The sequence below is a fragment of the Acidovorax sp. Root217 genome (assembly GCF_001428645.1).
In the GTDB taxonomy this organism is placed as follows: domain Bacteria; phylum Pseudomonadota; class Gammaproteobacteria; order Burkholderiales; family Burkholderiaceae_C; genus Acidovorax.
The window spans coordinates 202,035-219,339 of record NZ_LMIH01000012.1 but is presented as its reverse complement, the minus strand read 5'-3'; the positions used below and the strand labels follow the sequence as shown (position 1 = coordinate 219,339).

Genomic DNA, 17,305 nt, shown 5'->3' with positions numbered 1-17,305 from the left:
AGCCAAGAAGGCCGCTCCTGCCAAGAAGGCAGCAGCACCAGCCAAGAAGGCCGCTCCTGCCAAAAAGGCAGCTGCACCCGCCAAGAAGGCTGCCGCTCCTGCCAAGAAGGCAGCTGCGCCCAGCAAGAAGGCTGCCGCTCCTGCCAAGAAGGCCGTAGCAGCGAAGAAGGCCGCCGCCCCTGCGCCCGCGAAGAAGGCAGCTCCTGCCAAGAAAGCGGCCAAGGCCCCAGCCCCTGCGCCAGCTGCAGCCGCAGCCGCTCCCGCAGCGCAGACCACGCTGAACCCTCAGGCAGCATGGCCCTTCCCCACGGGCACCAAGCCGTAAGTCTTTGCCTTACGCGCTTTGCGCTCAACCCGGTGCTTCGGCACCGGGTTTTTTTATGCCCGGACGCAAAGCGCTGGTCGGCGCTTTGGCGCCGTGCGCCACCCCAGGCGACGCACGCACGGCACCAAGCTAAGCTCACGCAGGCTGAAAGTCCAGCGTGTAGCTTTGCGGGCCGCGCTGTGCGATCTTCAGCGCCCCGACTCGGTTGCCCAGCTCGGCGCATTGCACCAGCGGCCAGCCACGCTCCAGACCGAAGAGCAGCGCACCACGCCAGGCATCGCCGCAGCCCGTGGGGTCCACGATGGCGGCAGGCACCACGGCAGGCACCAGCGTCTTCTCGCCCTTGATCCAGACTTCGCAGCCCTCGCCACCCAGCGTCACCACCAGGCCGTCCACACGCTGCGAGATCTCGGCCAGACTCCAGCCCGTGCGTTCGCTGAGCATCTTGCCCTCGTAGTCGTTGACCGTGACCCAGGTCGCCTGCTCAATGAAGCGCGACAGCTCGGCACCATTGAACATGGGCAGGCCCTGGCCCGGATCGAAGACAAAGGGAACACCGGCCGCCACCAGTTGCGCAGCATGCTCGATCATGGCGTCGCGGCCATCGGGCGCGATGATGGCCAGGCGGATGCCGTCGCCGGATTCGATGCGATTCGCATGCGCCTGCATCATGGCGCCCGGGTGGAAGGCCGTGATCTGGTTGTTGTCGCGGTCGGTCATGATCATGGCCTGCGCGGTGTGCACATCCTCCACCTGGCCCACGAAGCGGCGGCTGATGCCCAGGGTATCCAGGCGCTGCAGGTAGTCCGCAGCATCACTGCCCAGCATGGCCATGGGCAGGGGCTCGCCACCCAGCAGCTTCAGGCTGTAGGCGATGTTGCCGGCGCAGCCACCAAAGTCGCGGCGCAGCGAGGGCACGAGGAACGACACGTTGAGGATGTGCAGTTGCTCGGGCAGGATCTGCTCGGCAAAGCGTCCCTCGAAGGTCATGATGGTGTCGAATGCCAGGGAACCACAGATAAGGGCAGCCATAGGTGGGAAGAGAGTGAAGGGTTGGAAAGAGAGGCCCGCGATCCCGGTGGGATCAGGGGTAGAAAGTCAGCAGCCGGTAGCCCGACACCCGCGAGGCGCCCGTGGTCACCACCACCGAGACCGAGGTGCTCCACTCGCCGCGCGCAGGCAGTTCGACGGGCGCTGCGAGATCGGCAGGCTGCAGCACGCGCCGCAGGACAGGCTGGTCCTGGGCATCGGTGAGGGTCAGCTCCACCGCCGGCATTTCCAGCGGTATCGTGGCGCGGCTCTTGACGGTGAGCGACAGCAGGTAGCCATCGCCACGCGCCTTGTTGAAGGACGAGCTGTCGATCACCACATCGGCAATCTGGCGCTGGGGGGCCAGCGTACAGCCCAGGTGCGTGCACAGCTGCTGCAGCCAGGGGCGCGCCCTGCTGTCCATCGCGGCGATGCGGTTGCGCTCCTGCACGGCAACCTGCACGGCCAGCACCCCGAGCAGCAGCAAGAGCACCAGCGCCAGCAGCGAGCGCACGAGTGGCCGGCGCCAGAAGGCCTTGCGCCGCGCAGCCCGCACGAAACTCACCTCCTCGGCATCGGGGTGGCCGGCGGGCAGATCGTCCTCATCGGCATCCAGGGCGGTCGCCGCCGAGCGCCCACGCGCAGCACCGGCGGGCTCGGATCGGGGGAGCGCTGGTGCCGATGCCGGAAAGACCGGATCGGGCATCAGCTCGAAATCCGGATCGGGAAAAGGCGTGATGGATTCGGAAAACCCGCTGGAGGGTGGCTGCGACGCCACGGGCGTGCGCCGGGGCGCAGATTCGGGCGCGGCCACCGGCAGCATGGGCTGAGGCGCTGCCGCAGCGGGGCCGAACAGCGGCACGCCATCATCGTGGTCGTCGTCCTCATCGTGCGCTGGCAGCGCTGCGCGCCTGGCCGCCGGGGTGGGCAGATCCAGGGCGGGGTAGGCGGCGTCATCACCCGTCCCCTCTTCCGGCAAGGACATGATCTCCGTGTCGGGCCCATTGTCGTCATCTTCGCCATCGGGCAGGGAGTCGGAAAATTCCGCCACCGGCAGCTCGTAGCCGGCAGGCACGGCCATGCCCTCGGCAGCCGGATCCACCCCCCTGGGCAAGGCCGGACTCGCCACAGGGGCCAGGTCGGCCAGCAGCGACGCGGCCAGCCCGGGCATCACACGGCTCTCCTCGCGTGGCGGCGGAGGCACGAATGCCGCTGGCGGGGGTATGGCCGCAGCAGGGGGCACAGCGGGTGCCGACCGGGGTGGCAGCAATGGCGGTACGGACGGCGCCCGCCAGCCAAAGGTCTGCAAGGGCTCCAGGCTCAGATCATCGGCACTGAGCGCAGTGGAAGGCGCGCGCGCAGCCGAGAGGAACGCTGGAACAGTGGGTGCGGGAATATCGAACACCTGGCCAGCCGTGCCGCCGGGACCCGCCGCCGCAGCGGGCGCCGCAGGCTGGGACACGCGGCCCGCCGCCTGGCTCGCCGGCGGGTCGAACACCCCCCAGGCACCGCGCGCTTCGGGCTGCCGTGCAACCACCACCGGTGGTGGGCGGGTGTCGGTCAGCGAGACGTCGGGCAGCATCGGCGGGGGCGGTGCGGCCACCAGGTGCGCGGCCGCGTCGAACACCTCCTTGCACTGCCCGCAGCGCACCCAGCCCTCGGAAATGCGCAGCTGGTCGGCGACCACCTTGAATTGGGTCGCGCAGGCCGGGCAGCGTGTGATCTGGCTCATCTGCGGTCGATTGTAGGGTGCGGCGCAAGCCGCACCGCGCCATGCTTCAACGCGATGCGGTCATCAGGATCCAACCGTCCTCAGTGTCCGCCACTTCGAGCTTCACCCAGGGTGCGTAGGCCTCCTTGAGCTCCTCGGCCTGGCGCGCCAGGATGCCCGCCAGCACCAGGTGGCCGCCGGGCGCCACATGGTTGCACAGCAGGGGCGCGAGCACGCGCAGTGGCGTGGCCAGGATGTTGGCCAGCACGGTCTGGTACTGGCCGCTGGCCTTGTCGGGCAGGCCGGCACGCAGTTGCACACCGTTGGCCTCGGCGTTCAGTACCGTCGATTCGACGGCCGCCGTGTCGATGTCCACGGCATCGATGTCGGTGGCACCGAACTTGGCCGTGCCAATGGCCAGGATGCCCGAGCCGCAGCCGTAGTCGAGCACGCGGCCGAAGGCAGCCGCGCCTTCGCCGGTGGCGCCCTTGCGGGCGATCCAGCGCAGGCACATGCGCGTGGTGGGGTGGGTGCCGGTGCCAAAGGCCAGGCCCGGGTCCAGCCGAATGCTGCGCACAGCCTCGGCGGGCAACTCGTGCCAGGTGGGCACGATCCAGAAATCGGGCGTGATGTCCACGGGGGTGAACTGCGATTGCGTGAGCCGCACCCAGTCCTGGTCGGCCAACTCGGCCATACCCAGCACCTGGCAACCCTCGAAGAAGTCCTGCACCGACAGCAGCTGCTGCGCCTCGCTGGCGGCCTCGCGGGTCGGGAACAGGGCCACGACGCGGCTGCGCTGCCAGCCGTCCTTGGGTGGCGGCATGCCGGGCTCACCGAACAGGGCCTGCTCGGCATCGGTCTGCGCATCGGCGTCTTCCACCGAGACGCTCAGCGCATCCAGCGCGTCCAGCGCATCACTGACCGGCTCGATCCGGTCTTCGGGGCACATCAGCATCAGCTCGAACATGGGCGCAGGCCTCTCAGAAAAAATGAAATGCCGGCCCCCGTTGCCAGGGGCCAGCATATTGAACAACCACCGGTGCTGGCTCAGCGCTTGTGCTGGGACAGCCACTCTTCCAGGTAATGGATGTTGGTGCCGCCAGCCATGAACTTGGCGTCCACCATCAGCTCGCGGTGCAGGGGCACGTTGGTGTTGATGCCTTCGATCACCGTCTCCGACAGCGCGGTGCGCATGCGCGCCAGCGCTTGTTCGCGCGTATCGCCGTGCACGATGATCTTGCCGATCATCGAGTCGTAGTTCGGCGGCACGAAGTAGTTGGTGTAGGCATGCGAGTCCACACGCACGCCCGGCCCGCCCGGTGGGTGCCAGGTGGTGATGCGCCCTGGCGAGGGGGTGAACTTGTAGGCGTCTTCCGCGTTGATGCGGCATTCGATGGCATGGCCCCGGATCTCGATCTGGCGCTGGGTGAAGGGCAGCTTCTCGCCCGCCGCCACCATGATCTGCGTGCGCACGATGTCCACGCCGGTGATCCACTCGGTCACCGGATGCTCGACCTGCACGCGGGTGTTCATCTCGATGAAGTAGAACTCGCCGTTTTCGTAGAGGAACTCGAAGGTGCCCGCACCGCGGTAGCCGATCTTCTTGCAGGCGGCCACACAGCGCTCGCCGATCTTCTCGATCAGCTTGCGCGGGATGCCGGGGGCCGGCGCCTCTTCGATCACCTTCTGGTGGCGCCGCTGCATGGAGCAGTCGCGCTCGCCCAGGTAGACCGCATTGCGGTGCTTGTCCGCCAGGATCTGGATCTCGATGTGGCGCGGGTTCTGGAGGAACTTCTCCATGTACACCGCAGGATTGCCGAACGCAGCGCCGGCCTCGGCCTTGGTCATCTGCACGGCATTGACCAGGGCAGCCTCGGTGTGCACCACGCGCATGCCGCGGCCACCGCCGCCGCCTGCGGCCTTGATGATCACCGGGTAGCCCACGGCCTTGGCAATGCGGCGGATCTGCACCGGGTCATCGGGCAGCTCGCCTTCGGAGCCGGGCACGCAGGGCACGCCGGCACGGATCATGGTCTGCTTGGCCGACACCTTGTCGCCCATGATGCGGATCGACTCGGGCGTGGGACCGATGAACTGGAAGCCGCTCTTTTCCACGCGCTCGGCAAAATCGGCGTTCTCGGACAGGAAGCCGTAGCCGGGGTGGATGGCCTCGGCGTCGGTCACTTCGGCGGCCGAGATGATGGCCGGCATGTTGAGGTAGGACAGCGACGAGGGCGCGGGGCCGATGCACACCGCCTCTTCGGCCAGCTTGACGTACTTGGCGTCGCGGTCGGCCTCGGAGTAGACCATCACGGCCTTCACACCCAGCTCATGGCAGGCGCGCTGGATCCGCAGGGCGATTTCGCCGCGATTGGCGACCAGGATCTTTTTAAACATAGGCTGTCTCGCGGCTCATCGCCCGCACGCTGGCGCGTGCCAGTGCAATTTGCTTCGCCTTGCCTTTGGCAAGAACGCCCCGATTGGCAACAAGAATCGTCTTGAACATGCGCGCCTTATTCGATCACGAACAGCGGTTGCCCGTATTCCACGGCCTGGCCGTTTTCGCCCAGGATGCGGGTGACCGTGCCCGATTTGTCGGCCTCGATCTCATTGAGGATTTTCATGGCCTCGATGATGCATATGGTCTCGCCTTCCTTGACCTGGCTGCCGACTTCGACAAAGGCCTTGGCGCCGGGGCTGGATGAGCGGTAGAAGGTGCCGACCATGGGCGACTTGACCACATGGCCTGCGGGCGCGGCAGGGGTGGGTGCGGGCAGTTCGGCCACTGGGGCGGCAGCGGCCTGGGCAGGCGCCTGCTGCTGCATGGGCGCTGGTACATACTGCTGCACCACGGCACCGCCGCTCTTGACGATACGGACCTTGCCCTCGGCCTCCGTGATTTCGAGTTCGGACACATTCGACTCGGACACGAGATCGATGAGGGTTTTGAGTTTTCGCAGATCCATGAAAGCTCCAACGGCTAAAAACTGAACAGGGCGCGAATTTACTCCAAATTCGGCCTATACCCGTCTTTGGGCCACAATTTTGATGAACGCCAGAGCGTCAAAAGGCCATTCAGGCCCGGAATAAAGGGCGCCAATGGCCCGTCCTGCCTAGCGCAGGGCCGCCCACTGCTGCAGATCCTGCGCCGTGACCTGGCCCATTTTACGGTGCAGCACCCGGCCCTCTCCACCCAAGACCACCGTGAAAGGCAGGCCTCCGGTGAGGTTTCCGAGCGAGCGCCCCAGATCCGTGCCCTGCATGCCGGCCAGCCCGACCGGGAATTCCAGAGGCAGCTTGGTGAGAAATTTGCGCACAGAAGACGGCTGATCGATGGCCAGGGCCACCACCTGCCAGCCTTTGGGCGCATGTTCGCGGTAAAAGGCATTGAGCATGGGCAGCTCTTCGACACAAGGGGCGCACCAGGTCGCCCAGAAGTTGATGAGCAGCGGTTTGCCCAAAAAGCGCTGCAGCGGCAGGGTGGCGCCGTCCGGCGTTTCGAACTCCAGGGCCCACAAGGCCTTTTCCGCCCCACTTTCCATGGCATGGGGCTGGAATTTCCACCACGCGACCCCTGCGCCCCCCACGGCGGCTGCGCCGGCGACACCCGCATACAGCCAGCGGCGGCGGGCGGGATCGGAGGGGGTGCCAGGGGAAGTGGCGGGCGAAATCTCGGGAGCGGGGGTCGTCATGGAGCAGGGGTTTCCGTATCTTGGAGCAGGCGGCGCACGGCCGTGATGTCACCGCGGGGCGAGCGCCCCTTGGCATCGGGCCGCAGCGCTCCACGCAGGTCATCAAGGTCATAGATCAGCAGATGGACTCCGATCATCTCGCCCAGTTCAGGCGATTTGCTGCCCAGGCTCAAGGCCTCGACCGACTCGCCATGGAAACCGGACACCGTGCGCGGCTCGTAGTCCACATGGTGATCTATGAGCGCAATTTCGGCAGATTTGGAATCATCGCAGAACAACTGCAGGTAAATGTCGGACAGGCGGGTGGCCGTGCCGTGCCAAACGGCACCGCCTAGATGCGGGCGAAAGGCCGCCATGCGCTCCATCCAGACCAGGGCCAGTTGGCGCAGCGCGCGCAGTTCGCGCGGCTGGGTGTCGGCGCAAAAGAGGGCGATGTACTCGCGCACGGCTTCCTCCACCTGGTCGTTGCCGGGCAGCGCCGTGCGGGCAGGCAGGCCCATTTCGCGCAGCGCGCGGCGCTTGGCGGGGCCCCACTCCATCCCTTCCTCGACGACGATGCGGGCGGTGGTGTTGGCGATTTCGGCACTCAGAGGTGTGTTCATGGCGCAAACCAGGCAGTGGAGGCTCCATTGTGGCGCGAACGCGCCTTCGGGGTGCTCGGCATGCCCCCACGGCACAGCCGCCCACAGGGCCATGGCGGGCAAAAGACTATCAATTTCATAGCTCCCCAGGCAGGCCAACCCAGCGGCGTGGGACCTTGCGTTTGAAAAGTAGAATCGTCGCCCATGCATATACACATACTGGGCATCTGCGGCACCTTCATGGGCGGCCTTGCGGCCCTGGCCCGCGAGGCGGGGCACCGGGTCACAGGCTGCGACGCGGGTGTCTACCCGCCCATGAGCGACCAGTTGCGCGCCCTGGGGATCGAGCTGATCGAAGGCTTCGGACCAGAGCAGCTGGACCTGAAGCCCGACATGTTCGTGGTTGGCAACGTGGTCAGCCGGGTGCGGCTGGCCGATGGAACACCCAAATTCCCATTGATGGAAGCCATCCTGGACGCCGGCCTGCCCTACACCAGCGGCCCCCAGTGGCTGGCCGAGCATGTGCTGCAGGGCCGCAATGTGCTGGCCGTGGCCGGCACGCACGGCAAGACCACCACCACCTCGATGCTGGCCTGGATCCTGGAAAGCGCGGGCCAGCAGCCCGGCTTCCTTATCGGCGGCGTGCCGCTGAACTTCGGCGTGTCCGCGCGCCTGGGCGCGGCCGCGCGGCCCCATGCCGGCGATGGCCCGCTGGGTGTCAGCCCGCTGTTCGTGATCGAGGCCGACGAATACGACACCGCCTTCTTCGACAAGCGCAGCAAGTTCGTGCACTACCGCCCACGCACGGCCGTGCTGAACAACCTGGAGTTCGACCACGCCGATATCTTCGACGACCTGGCTGCCATCGAGCGCCAGTTCCACCACCTGGTGCGCACCGTGCCGCCCTCGGGCCGTGTGGTGGTCAACGGGCTTGAAGAAAGCCTGGCGCGCGTGCTGCACGCCGGCTGCTGGAGCAGCGTGAGCAGCTTCGGCACGGCAGTGGGCGACTTTGCCGCCATGGGCGAGCCCCAGGCGTTCGACGTGGTGCAGCAAGGCCGTACCGTGGCACGGGTGGAGTGGGCGCTGACCGGCGTGCACAACCAGCTCAATGCCCTGGCCGCCATCGCCGCAGCCCACCATGTGGGCGTGGCGCCCGAACAGGCGGCGCGCGCACTGGGCCAGTTCCAGAACGTCAAGCGCCGCATGGAATTGCGCGGCACGGTGAACGGCATCGCGGTGTACGACGATTTCGCCCACCACCCGACCGCGCTGCGCACCACGCTCGATGGCCTGCGCCGCAGCCTGGGCCCCACGGCACGCATCCTGGCGGTGTTCGAGCCGCGCAGCAACACCATGAAGCTCGGCGCCATGAAGAGCCAGCTGCCCTGGGCGCTGGAGTCCGCCGACCTGGCCTTCTGCCACACGGCGGGGCTGGACTGGGACGCCGCCGACGCGCTATCCCCCCTGGGCGTGGGCCCCGGTCAGCGCGCGCAGACCGCGCCCGACATTGACACGCTGATGGCCCAGGTCAGCGCCGCAGCGCGGCCCGGGGACCACATCGTGTGCATGAGCAATGGCGGTTTTGGCGGCGTGCATGCGCGCCTGCTGCAGGCGCTAGCGCGGTAGTTCCACCGCCTTGATCTCAGTTCTCTGAAGTGCTGTCAGCCTGAAATACTGGCACAGCCCAAGCCAGTGCCCCCGCGCAAGGGCCGCCCCGCCGCGCTGGGGGCGTCCCCCTCCCAGATTGCGAAGCAATATGAGAGAGGGGTGAAGGCGCGAAGCGACTCAGGGGGTGCTTAGAACGTCACGGCCATGGCGGGCACGTCCACCCGCACCACGGGCCTGGCGAGGGCCGCACTGGCGGCACGCGCAAAGTCGCGCGACCACTGCACATCGCCCATCAACGGGCTGCCGGCGGCCTGCGCCACTGTGAGCACCTTGTCGGCCAGCAGCACCTTGCCGCTGGCGCGCAGGGGTTCGCAATCGAGGCTGGTGAACTGGTCGTCCAGCCAGCGACGCCCTTCCTCATGGGTCATGGGTTCCGCGTTGGCGAGGTCGAAGCGGAATTCCTGGTTGCCCGCCAGGCGGACGGAGACTTCGCTGTGCATGGGGATGCCTTTCTGTAAGCAGGGGTGGCAGGCCCCGCCGCTGCACTCGGGCAGCGGACAGAACCCTCAATGGCCAGAAGCTTACACGCAGGCAGTTGCTCAGGCAGCGCGGCGGGCTTGCACTGCAGCCGACAGGTCTGCCAAAGACTGCAGCGAATCGTCCCAGCCCAGGCAGGCGTCGGTGATGCTCAGGCCGTAGGTCAGCGCAGCAGCGTCGTCCTTGCCGGGCGTGAACTTCTGGGCGCCGGCCGTGAGATGGCTTTCGATCATCAGACCGAAGACGCTGCGCGAGCCGCCGGCGATCTGGCCGGCCACGTCGCGTGCCACGTCCATCTGCTTTTGGTGCTGCTTGCTGCTGTTGGCATGGCTGCAGTCCACCATCAGGGTGGCGGGCAGCTTGGCGGCTTCCAGGTCCTTGCAGGCGGCGGCCACGCTCTCGGCGTCGTAGTTGGGGGCCTTGCCGCCGCGCAGGATGACGTGGCAGTCCTTGTTGCCGTTGGTGTTGACGATGGCGACCTGGCCATTCTTGTGCACCGACAGGAAGTGGTGGCCGCGGCTGGCGGACTGGATGGCATCGGTGGCGATGCGGATGTTGCCGTCCGTGCCGTTCTTGAAGCCGATGGGCGCCGACAGGCCCGAGGCCAGCTCGCGGTGCACCTGGCTTTCGGTGGTGCGTGCGCCAATGGCGCCCCAGGAGATCAGGTCGCCGATGTACTGGGGCGAGATCACGTCCAGGAACTCGCTGCCTGCGGGCACGCCCAGGCGGTTGATGTCGATCAGCAACTGGCGTGCGATGCGCAGGCCTTCGTCGATGCGGTAGGTCTCATCGAGGTAGGGGTCGTTGATCAGCCCCTTCCAGCCCACCGTGGTGCGGGGCTTTTCGAAGTACACGCGCATCACGATCTCCAGCGTGTCCTTGTACTGCTCGCGGACCGCCTTGAGGCGGCGCGCGTATTCGATCGCGGCGGCCGGGTCGTGGATGGAGCAGGGGCCGATGATCACCAGCAGGCGGTCGTCCTCGCCGGCCATGATGTTCTGGATGTTCTTGCGGGTCTGGGTGATCAGCGTTTCCACCGGCGTACCGCTGATGGGGAAAAAGCGGATCAGATGCTCTGGAGGAGGCAACACGGTGATGTCCTTGATACGTTCGTCGTCGGTCTGGCTGGTTTTCTCGACGCTGCGGTACCAGGAATCGCTGGTGGGGTTGGTGTGGGCCGTCATGTTGTCTTCCTCGTGGGCTGGATGGATGGAAATGGGGAGGGCAGAAAAACAAAAACCGCCGGGCTTTGCAGCGTCGGCGGTTGGTATGGGGAGGTTGTGTGTGCTTGCGCGTTCGCCTCTCATCCGCCGGGGACTGAGATAAAAAACCAAAAATAAAACGCGCTGCGAACTTGCATGGGATTCAATGTAGCACAGTCTTGCCGCATTGCAGCAACCCCTGTGCGTTGCGAAGATGCAACGCCACAGCGGCCTGCAGGGCGATCCGGGACGACGAGAGGGGCTGAAATATCCAGCCGGAGATCAACTTCTCCAGCGCCGTAGCCAGGCGGCCGCACGCTGCAATGCCGAGCGCGGTGGCGGCTCGTCGCCGGGCAGCTCGCTCACCGGCTCGCTCTGGTGCTCATACATGTCCACCAGCAGCAGGGCCTCGCCCAGCGTGCGCCAGGCGAGCAGCTCGAACTGGTCGAAGCAGGCGCTTTCACGGGTGTTGCGCTGCTCCAGCGCCTGCTGCCAGGCGGTGACGGCATTGCGCAGCTCGCGCAGGGCGCGCTGGTAGGCGCCGAACTCGTAGAGCGCATGCCAGGCCGAGCCCAAGCCCGTGAGGAACAGCTGGTGCTCGCGCGCACAGTGCGACAGGCTCACCACCCGGCGCGTGATGGCCGCCGTATCGGTGCTGGTGCGGCGCGTGCGCACCGCCTCGTCGATGTGGTTGGACAGGCCGCTCAGGCTGTCGCGCAACTGGCGCGAATCCTCGTCGGCCACGCTCTCGCGCAGAAACCGGCTGATGTCGCCAAACGACTGGAGTGTGTGCTGCAGACTGGGGCGCGTGGCAGGCATGGAGAGATTGTGCGCCGCGCAGGCCCTGCGCGGCTAAGTGCAAGCCCCAGGCATGCCATTTGGCGGGTGAAGACCGGCCAATTGCGGGCAATGGGTGGCACCGATGGCGTGGGCACGCAACACTGCATGCCCTGCCCGGACCTGCCACCCTGGGCGGCAGGTCCGATCAGGCCGTGCCGCCCACCGTCAGGCCCTCGATGCGCAGCGTGGGCTGGCCCACGCCCACGGGCACGCTCTGGCCCTCTTTGCCGCAGGTGCCCACGCCGCTATCGAGGCGCATGTCGTTGCCGATCATGGTCACCTTCTTGAGCGATTCTGGGCCGCTGCCGATGATGGTCGCGCCCTTGACGGGGTACTGGATCTTGCCGTTCTCGACCCAGTAGGCCTCGCTGGCCGAAAACACGAACTTGCCGGAGGTGATGTCCACCTGGCCGCCACCAAAGTTGGAGGCATACAGCCCCTTCTTGATGCTGGCGATGACCTCGGCCGGCTCCTTGTCGCCGCCCAGCATGTAGGTGTTGGTCATGCGTGGCATGGGGATATGGGCATAGCTCTCGCGCCGGCCGTTGCCGGTGGGCGCAACGCCCATCAAGCGCGCGTTGAGCGAGTCCTGGATGTAGCCCTTGAGGATGCCGTCCTCGATCAGCACGTTGCGCTGGCTGGCATTGCCCTCGTCGTCCACGTTGAGCGAACCGCGGCGGTCGGCAATGGTGCCGTCGTCCAGCACCGTGACGCCCTTGGCCGCCACGCGCTGGCCGATCCGGCCGCTGAAGGCGGAGGAGCCCTTGCGGTTGAAGTCACCCTCCAGCCCGTGGCCGATGGCCTCGTGCAGCAGGATGCCGGGCCAGCCCGAGCCCAGCACCACGGTCATCTCACCCGCCGGGGCCGGGCGCGATTCGAGGTTGACCAGGGCCGCGTTCACGGCCTCGTCCACATACTGGCCCATCTGCTCGTCGTCGAAATAGGCCAGGCCGAAGCGGCCACCGCCGCCGGCCGAGCCCATTTCGCGGCGGCCATTCTGCTCGGCGATCACCGTGACCGACAGGCGCACCAGCGGGCGCACGTCGGCGGCCAGGGTGCCGTCGGCACGCGCCACCAGCACCACGTCGTATTCGCTGGCCAGGCCGGCCATGACCTGGGCCACGCGCGGGTCCTTGGCTCGGGCGCGCTTTTCCAGGCGCTCAAGCAGGGCCACCTTGGCCGTGCTGTCAAGCGTGGCGATCGGGTCCACGCCAGGGTAAAGGCTGCGGCTGGTGGCGATCTTCTGCGACGCCACCTTCACCCGGCCGGCCTGCGATGCCGCACCGATGGTGCGCACGGTGCGCGCGGCGTCGAGCAGCGAGGCCTCGGAAATATCGTCGGAATAGGCAAACGCCGTCTTCTCGCCGCTCACGGCACGCACGCCCACGCCCTGGTCGATGCTGAAGGAACCGGTCTTGACGATGCCTTCCTCCAGGCTCCAGCCTTCGCTGCGCGTGTACTGGAAGTACAGGTCCGCATCGTCCACCTGGTGCGTGCGGATCTCGGCCAGCGCGCGCGCCAGATGGCTTTCATCCAGGCCAAAGGGTGCCAGAAGCAGTTGCCGGGCAACGTCGATGCGCTGGGTGGTGGACGCACGCTGGGGCGCGGCAGTAGAGGAGCTGAAGGTCATGCAGCCATTTTAGGCTCGTGGGCAGGCCCCGTGCGGCGCAGGGGCACCGACCATCCCTGCAAGGCAGCGGGTGGGGTCAGGCGCTCTGGTCGTCGGCCACGGCATCGGGGGCATGGGCCTTCACCGATTCGATCCCCGCTTCGCGCGCTTTTTCGCCCGAGTAGCGCTGGCTCTGGCCGATGACCTGGCCGTTGCCGGCCTTGAGGGTGAAGTAGGGCGAGCCGTCCTTGGCGCACAGGCGGCCGTAGCGGCCATCGTCGGCCGCATTCTTGCGCACCGATTCGATGCCGTTCAGAGCGCTGGCCCGGGATTCGTACAACTCGCTCGTGAGGATGACTTGGCCATTGGAAGCCAGCAGGTTGAAGACGAACTTGTCGTTCCTGGACTTCTTGAGCTCGAACTTGGACGCCATGGGAGCACCTCCGTGGGGTTGTCGAAACAGTAGAGCCCCTTGTAACCCCAAGCGCCCGCCGTGGCAATGGCGCAAGCCCCCGCTCCCGTCCCCGCGCTATGCCTGCATGGCGGGCGGTGCGTCCTTGGGGTCCGCGCGCTGCGAGCGCGCCACCGACATCAGAATGCCCAGTGCCAACCCCAGCGTGACCATGGCCGTGCCGCCATAGCTGATGAAGGGCAGCGGCACGCCCACCACCGGCAGGATGCCGCTGACCATGCCCATGTTCACGAAGGCGTAGGTGAAGAAGATCATGGACACGGCCCCCGCCATCAGGCGCCCGAACAGGCTGGTGGCGCCCATGGCAATGGCCAGCCCGCGCCAGACCAGCAGCAGGAAGCAGGTGATGATGAAGAGGTTGCCCGCCAGGCCGAATTCCTCGGAGAAGGCGGCAAAGATGAAGTCGGTGGTGCGCTCGGGAATGAACTCCAGGTGGGTCTGCGTGCCGGCCATGAAGCCCTTGCCGAATACGCCGCCCGAGCCGATGGCGATCATGCCCTGGATGATGTGAAAGCCCTTGCCCAGCGGGTCGCGCGTGGGATCCAGCAGGGTGCAGATGCGCTGCTGCTGGTAGTCGTGCAGCACCACCCAGCGCACCCCGTCGGCACACAGCTGGTCGCCCAGCAGCACCAGGACGGCGATGCCGGCACCGCCGATCAGTACCGGCGGCAGCACCAGCTTCCAGGGCAGGCCGGCAAAGAAGATCACCGACAGCCCCGCCGCCAGCACCAGCAGCGAGGTGCCCAGGTCGGGCTGCTTCATGATCAGCCCCACGGGAATGGCCAGCAGCAGCCCCGCTGCCGCGAAGTCCAGTGGCCGCAAGGTGCCTTCGCGTTTCTGGAACCACCAGGCCAGCATCAGCGGCATGGCGATCTTGAGGATTTCGCTGGGCTGGATGACGATGCCCAGGTTCACCCAGCGCTGCGCGCCCTTCTTGGTGATGCCGAACAGCGCCACCGCGATCAGCAGCGCCACCCCCGCCGCATAGAGCGGCACGGCAAACACCATGATCTTCTGGGGCGGCACCTGGGCCACCATGAACAGGATGGCGCTGGCGATGAGCATGTTGCGCCCATGGTCCATGAACCGGGTTCCATGGTCGTAGCCCGAGGAATACATGGCCAGCAGGCCCGCACCCGCGAGCAGCATGATGATCAGCACCAACGGCAGATCGAACCCACGGAACAGGGGCGTGAAGCGCTGGGCAAGGGAGGGCTTTTCAAAAACGGCGGCCATCCCCCGATTATCGGGTGCAGGCCAGCCGCCAGGCGGGCAACCCCGCCTCAACCCGCCTGCCGAAAGGCCATCACCGCCTGGTTGCGCAGGGTGCGCAGCAGCCCCAGGGCCTTGTCGTCCACCACGATGCCGCCGGCCACCGACTGGTCCGCATAGATCAGTGCGAAGGTCTGGCCCTTCAATTGCAGGGGCAGCAGCAGGAAGGACGGCGCGTTGAGCCCCGTGCGGTACCACTCGGGCAGGCGCGCGTGGATGCGCGGGTCGGTGGCATCGTTGATCAGCGTGTCCGCAGCGCGCAGGCAGACGGCAGCGAACAGGTCGCCCGGCACCTTGAGCGGCACCCGCATCGCGCGCACGGCGGCATCGCTGCCCTCGCCCAGGCCAAACCGCCCCACCAGCACCTCGGTACGGGCGTCGCGCAGGCAGAACACCATGCGCCGAAAACCCAGCGCACGGAACATGGTCTCCAGGATCATGCGCAGCACGTCGTTGAGCGCAAAGGTGTCCACCATGGCATTGGTCACGTCCTGCACGCCGGCGGACAGCAGTTCGTTGACCTGGGCCACCGACACCGCCCCGCCGGCCTGCGAGGCCAGCACGGCGGGAAGGGGCTGCAGCTCGCCGACGCCGAGTTCATGGGGCGCCAGGGCATCCTCCGGCACAGCCGCGTCGCCATCCGCCGGGGGTGGCAGCTGGAGCAGGCGGGCGGCGGGCGTGCCCGGCGGCACGCGCAGCTCCAGGGTTTCGGCCAGCGACACCAGCTTGTGGCGCGCGCGCAAGGTGGCCTCGGCAATGGCGGCGGGAGACAGGGCCAGGGTGCGGCTGTAGCGCGTGCCCACGCCCTGCATGCGCTCTTCGAGCCGCGCGGGGTCACTGTGCAGCAGGATGTCGGCCACCTCGTTGGCCGCCAGCGCCACCCAGCGCAGGCGCTCCGCGCCCTGCTCGGGCGGGCGCTGGGTGGGCGAGCCCAGGGGCTTGCGCATGCAGCGCTGCAGGCTCTCGGGCAGGCCCCAGACGCGCGCCACCCCGGTGCCCAGGTCCTCGAAACCCAGGCCCAGCACTTGCACGGCGGCGGCTTCCTCCCCGCCTTCGAGCCGGCCGCCGGCCAGGATGCGGCGCACCTCCTGCGCCTCCTCCGGGAAGTAGAAGCTGCACAGCATGCGCCCCAGGTTCTGGAACATGGCGCCGATGAAGGCCTCTTCGGCGCCTTGCCCCGGGCCGCACAGCTCGGCCGCCACCGAGCCAGCCATCATGGAGCGCAGAAATTCCTCGCGCATCTGCTCGGCATGGGCCTTGTCCTGCATGTGGTCGAGCAGCACCAGGCTCATGGCCATGTTGCGCACGGCATTGAAACCCACCAGGCTGACCGCGCGCGATACCGTGCTGATGGTGCCGCGCCCCGCGTGGGCGTAGTGCACGCTGTTGACCAGGCGCAGCAGTTTGTGGGTCAGCGCCACGTCCTTGAGGATCTCGTGCGTGAGGTCGCTGATGCTGTCGTCCTCGGAATGCGCCACGCGCTGGATGCGCGTCACCGAGTCGGACAGTGCCGGAAAATCGCTTTTGTGGCGCATGCGCCGCAGCAGGAAATCGAGCGTGGCATTGCTGGCCGCCGTGGGCGCGCTGGCGGGCGCCGCCCAGGCACGCAGAGCATCGCGCAATTCGGTGGCACCCGCGAATGGCGCGGCGCCATCCAGGCCCAGGGCGCGCTGCAGCAGGGTGCGCAAGCCCTCGTCCAGGGCGTCGATCAGCACGGCGGGCAGGGCGCGCCCCGCCTCGGCGGCGCCCACCCAGGGGCTGCCGGTGAGCAGGTGCACCAGCACCCGGGCGGCCGAGCGCACGTCGTCTGCCGCGCTGGCCGATGCCTCCCCGGCAGCCAACGCCGGGACATGCCAGCCAAGGCCCAGCAGCCGCGCGTGGCGCTGTGGGTCCATGGCGACATGGTCCAGGTCCACCCGGCCGTGCACCACACCCGCCCCATGTGCGGCCTCCAGCGCATCGAGCAGGTCCACCACCAGCGCGACGGCATCGTGCGGCGTGCAGCGGCCCTGGCGCGCCAGGTGCTCGGCCAGCGTAGGGCCCAGCATCTGCTCGTGCACGATGTGGGGCTGGCGCGCGAGGACGTCGGCCTCCAGCACGGGCACGATGAAGGCATGGTTCAGGTGGGTGGCCCGTTCGGCGGCCTCAAGCCAGCGCTCGAGCGCGGCCGCCGCTGGTGGCGGCGCCACCGCCCACTGCCGGATGGTGACCGGGCGCTGCCCGCGTCGGTCCAGCGCCCGCCACTGGGTGAATTGCCCGTTGGCCACCAGCACCTGCTGCAGCTCGAACCGCCCCTGGGGCGGCGGCACCCGGTCGCCGACCACCCAGGCGGAACGGCGGGCGGGGGAAAGCGGCGCAAAATCGGTCATGGTCGGGAGAATCAGGGCGGGGCGCGGTATCGCAGGCTGCGGCATACACTTTGCAACA

The 17,305-nt window shown here is 67.5% G+C and carries 16 protein-coding genes; 2 read left to right on the top strand and 14 right to left on the bottom strand.

The annotated features are described in order from the left end of the window. A partial coding sequence (locus ASE31_RS31005; RefSeq protein WP_235514412.1) for a histone occupies positions 1-325 on the top strand: 325 nt, incomplete at its 5' end. A 135-nt stretch (positions 326-460) separates the two neighbouring features. Here the strand turns inward: ASE31_RS31005 and ASE31_RS11150 are convergent. The 7 genes from ASE31_RS11150 to ASE31_RS11120 form a co-directional block, all read right to left on the bottom strand. Then, complete coding sequence (locus tag ASE31_RS11150) at positions 461-1,357, bottom strand: carbohydrate kinase family protein (RefSeq protein WP_057201711.1); 897 nt, start codon at positions 1,355-1,357, stop codon at positions 461-463. Positions 1,358-1,409: 52 nt separating this feature from the next. Next, positions 1,410-3,086, bottom strand: coding sequence for a zinc-ribbon and DUF3426 domain-containing protein (locus ASE31_RS31000; protein ID WP_082604129.1), 1,677 nt, complete (start codon positions 3,084-3,086; stop codon positions 1,410-1,412). Positions 3,087-3,132: 46 nt separating this feature from the next. Next, positions 3,133-4,032, bottom strand: coding sequence for a 50S ribosomal protein L11 methyltransferase (gene prmA / locus ASE31_RS11140; RefSeq protein WP_057202474.1), 900 nt, complete (start codon positions 4,030-4,032; stop codon positions 3,133-3,135). 80 nt (positions 4,033-4,112) lie between these two features. Further along, positions 4,113-5,462 (bottom strand): acetyl-CoA carboxylase biotin carboxylase subunit, encoded by a 1,350-nt coding sequence (gene accC, locus ASE31_RS11135; protein ID WP_057201710.1) that lies wholly within the window; start codon positions 5,460-5,462, stop codon positions 4,113-4,115. A gap of 116 nt (positions 5,463-5,578) precedes the next feature. Further along, the gene (gene accB, locus ASE31_RS11130; RefSeq protein ID WP_057201709.1) at positions 5,579-6,031 is read right to left on the bottom strand and encodes an acetyl-CoA carboxylase biotin carboxyl carrier protein; all 453 of its coding nucleotides are present in this window, start codon (positions 6,029-6,031) and stop codon (positions 5,579-5,581) included. 147 nt (positions 6,032-6,178) lie between these two features. Next, on the bottom strand, positions 6,179-6,757 hold the full coding sequence (locus tag ASE31_RS11125; protein WP_057201708.1) for a TlpA disulfide reductase family protein: 579 nt from the start codon (positions 6,755-6,757) through the stop codon (positions 6,179-6,181). Then, on the bottom strand, positions 6,754-7,359 hold the full coding sequence (locus tag ASE31_RS11120; protein ID WP_057201707.1) for a hypothetical protein: 606 nt from the start codon (positions 7,357-7,359) through the stop codon (positions 6,754-6,756). Before ASE31_RS11120 ends, ASE31_RS11125 begins: the two co-directional genes overlap by 4 nt. A gap of 183 nt (positions 7,360-7,542) precedes the next feature. On the opposite strand from ASE31_RS11120, the gene mpl reads away from it, so the two are divergent. Beyond that, the gene (mpl, locus tag ASE31_RS11115) at positions 7,543-8,964 is read left to right on the top strand and encodes a UDP-N-acetylmuramate:L-alanyl-gamma-D-glutamyl-meso-diaminopimelate ligase (RefSeq protein WP_057201706.1); all 1,422 of its coding nucleotides are present in this window, start codon (positions 7,543-7,545) and stop codon (positions 8,962-8,964) included. 170 nt (positions 8,965-9,134) lie between these two features. Here mpl and ASE31_RS11110 read toward each other — a convergent pair whose 3' ends face one another. From ASE31_RS11110 to ASE31_RS11080, 7 genes are all read right to left on the bottom strand, one after another. Next, positions 9,135-9,446, bottom strand: a complete 312-nt coding sequence (locus tag ASE31_RS11110; RefSeq protein ID WP_057201705.1) for a hypothetical protein — start codon at positions 9,444-9,446, stop codon at positions 9,135-9,137. Between the two features lie 99 nt (positions 9,447-9,545). After that, complete coding sequence (locus tag ASE31_RS11105; protein WP_057201704.1) at positions 9,546-10,667, bottom strand: 3-deoxy-7-phosphoheptulonate synthase; 1,122 nt, start codon at positions 10,665-10,667, stop codon at positions 9,546-9,548. Between the two features lie 300 nt (positions 10,668-10,967). After that, the gene (locus ASE31_RS11100) at positions 10,968-11,504 is read right to left on the bottom strand and encodes a hypothetical protein (RefSeq protein ID WP_057201703.1); all 537 of its coding nucleotides are present in this window, start codon (positions 11,502-11,504) and stop codon (positions 10,968-10,970) included. Positions 11,505-11,670: 166 nt separating this feature from the next. Then, positions 11,671-13,155: a metalloprotease TldD gene (gene tldD / locus ASE31_RS11095; protein WP_057201702.1), complete on the bottom strand. Its 1,485-nt coding sequence runs from the start codon at positions 13,153-13,155 to the stop codon at positions 11,671-11,673. Between the two features lie 76 nt (positions 13,156-13,231). Continuing rightward, on the bottom strand, positions 13,232-13,567 hold the full coding sequence (locus ASE31_RS11090; protein ID WP_007854175.1) for a YegP family protein: 336 nt from the start codon (positions 13,565-13,567) through the stop codon (positions 13,232-13,234). A gap of 96 nt (positions 13,568-13,663) precedes the next feature. Beyond that, positions 13,664-14,842, bottom strand: coding sequence for a rod shape-determining protein RodA (gene rodA / locus ASE31_RS11085; protein WP_057201701.1), 1,179 nt, complete (start codon positions 14,840-14,842; stop codon positions 13,664-13,666). A gap of 47 nt (positions 14,843-14,889) precedes the next feature. After that, on the bottom strand, positions 14,890-17,247 hold the full coding sequence (locus tag ASE31_RS11080; protein ID WP_057202471.1) for an HDOD domain-containing protein: 2,358 nt from the start codon (positions 17,245-17,247) through the stop codon (positions 14,890-14,892). Positions 17,248-17,305: the final 58 nt, after the last annotated feature.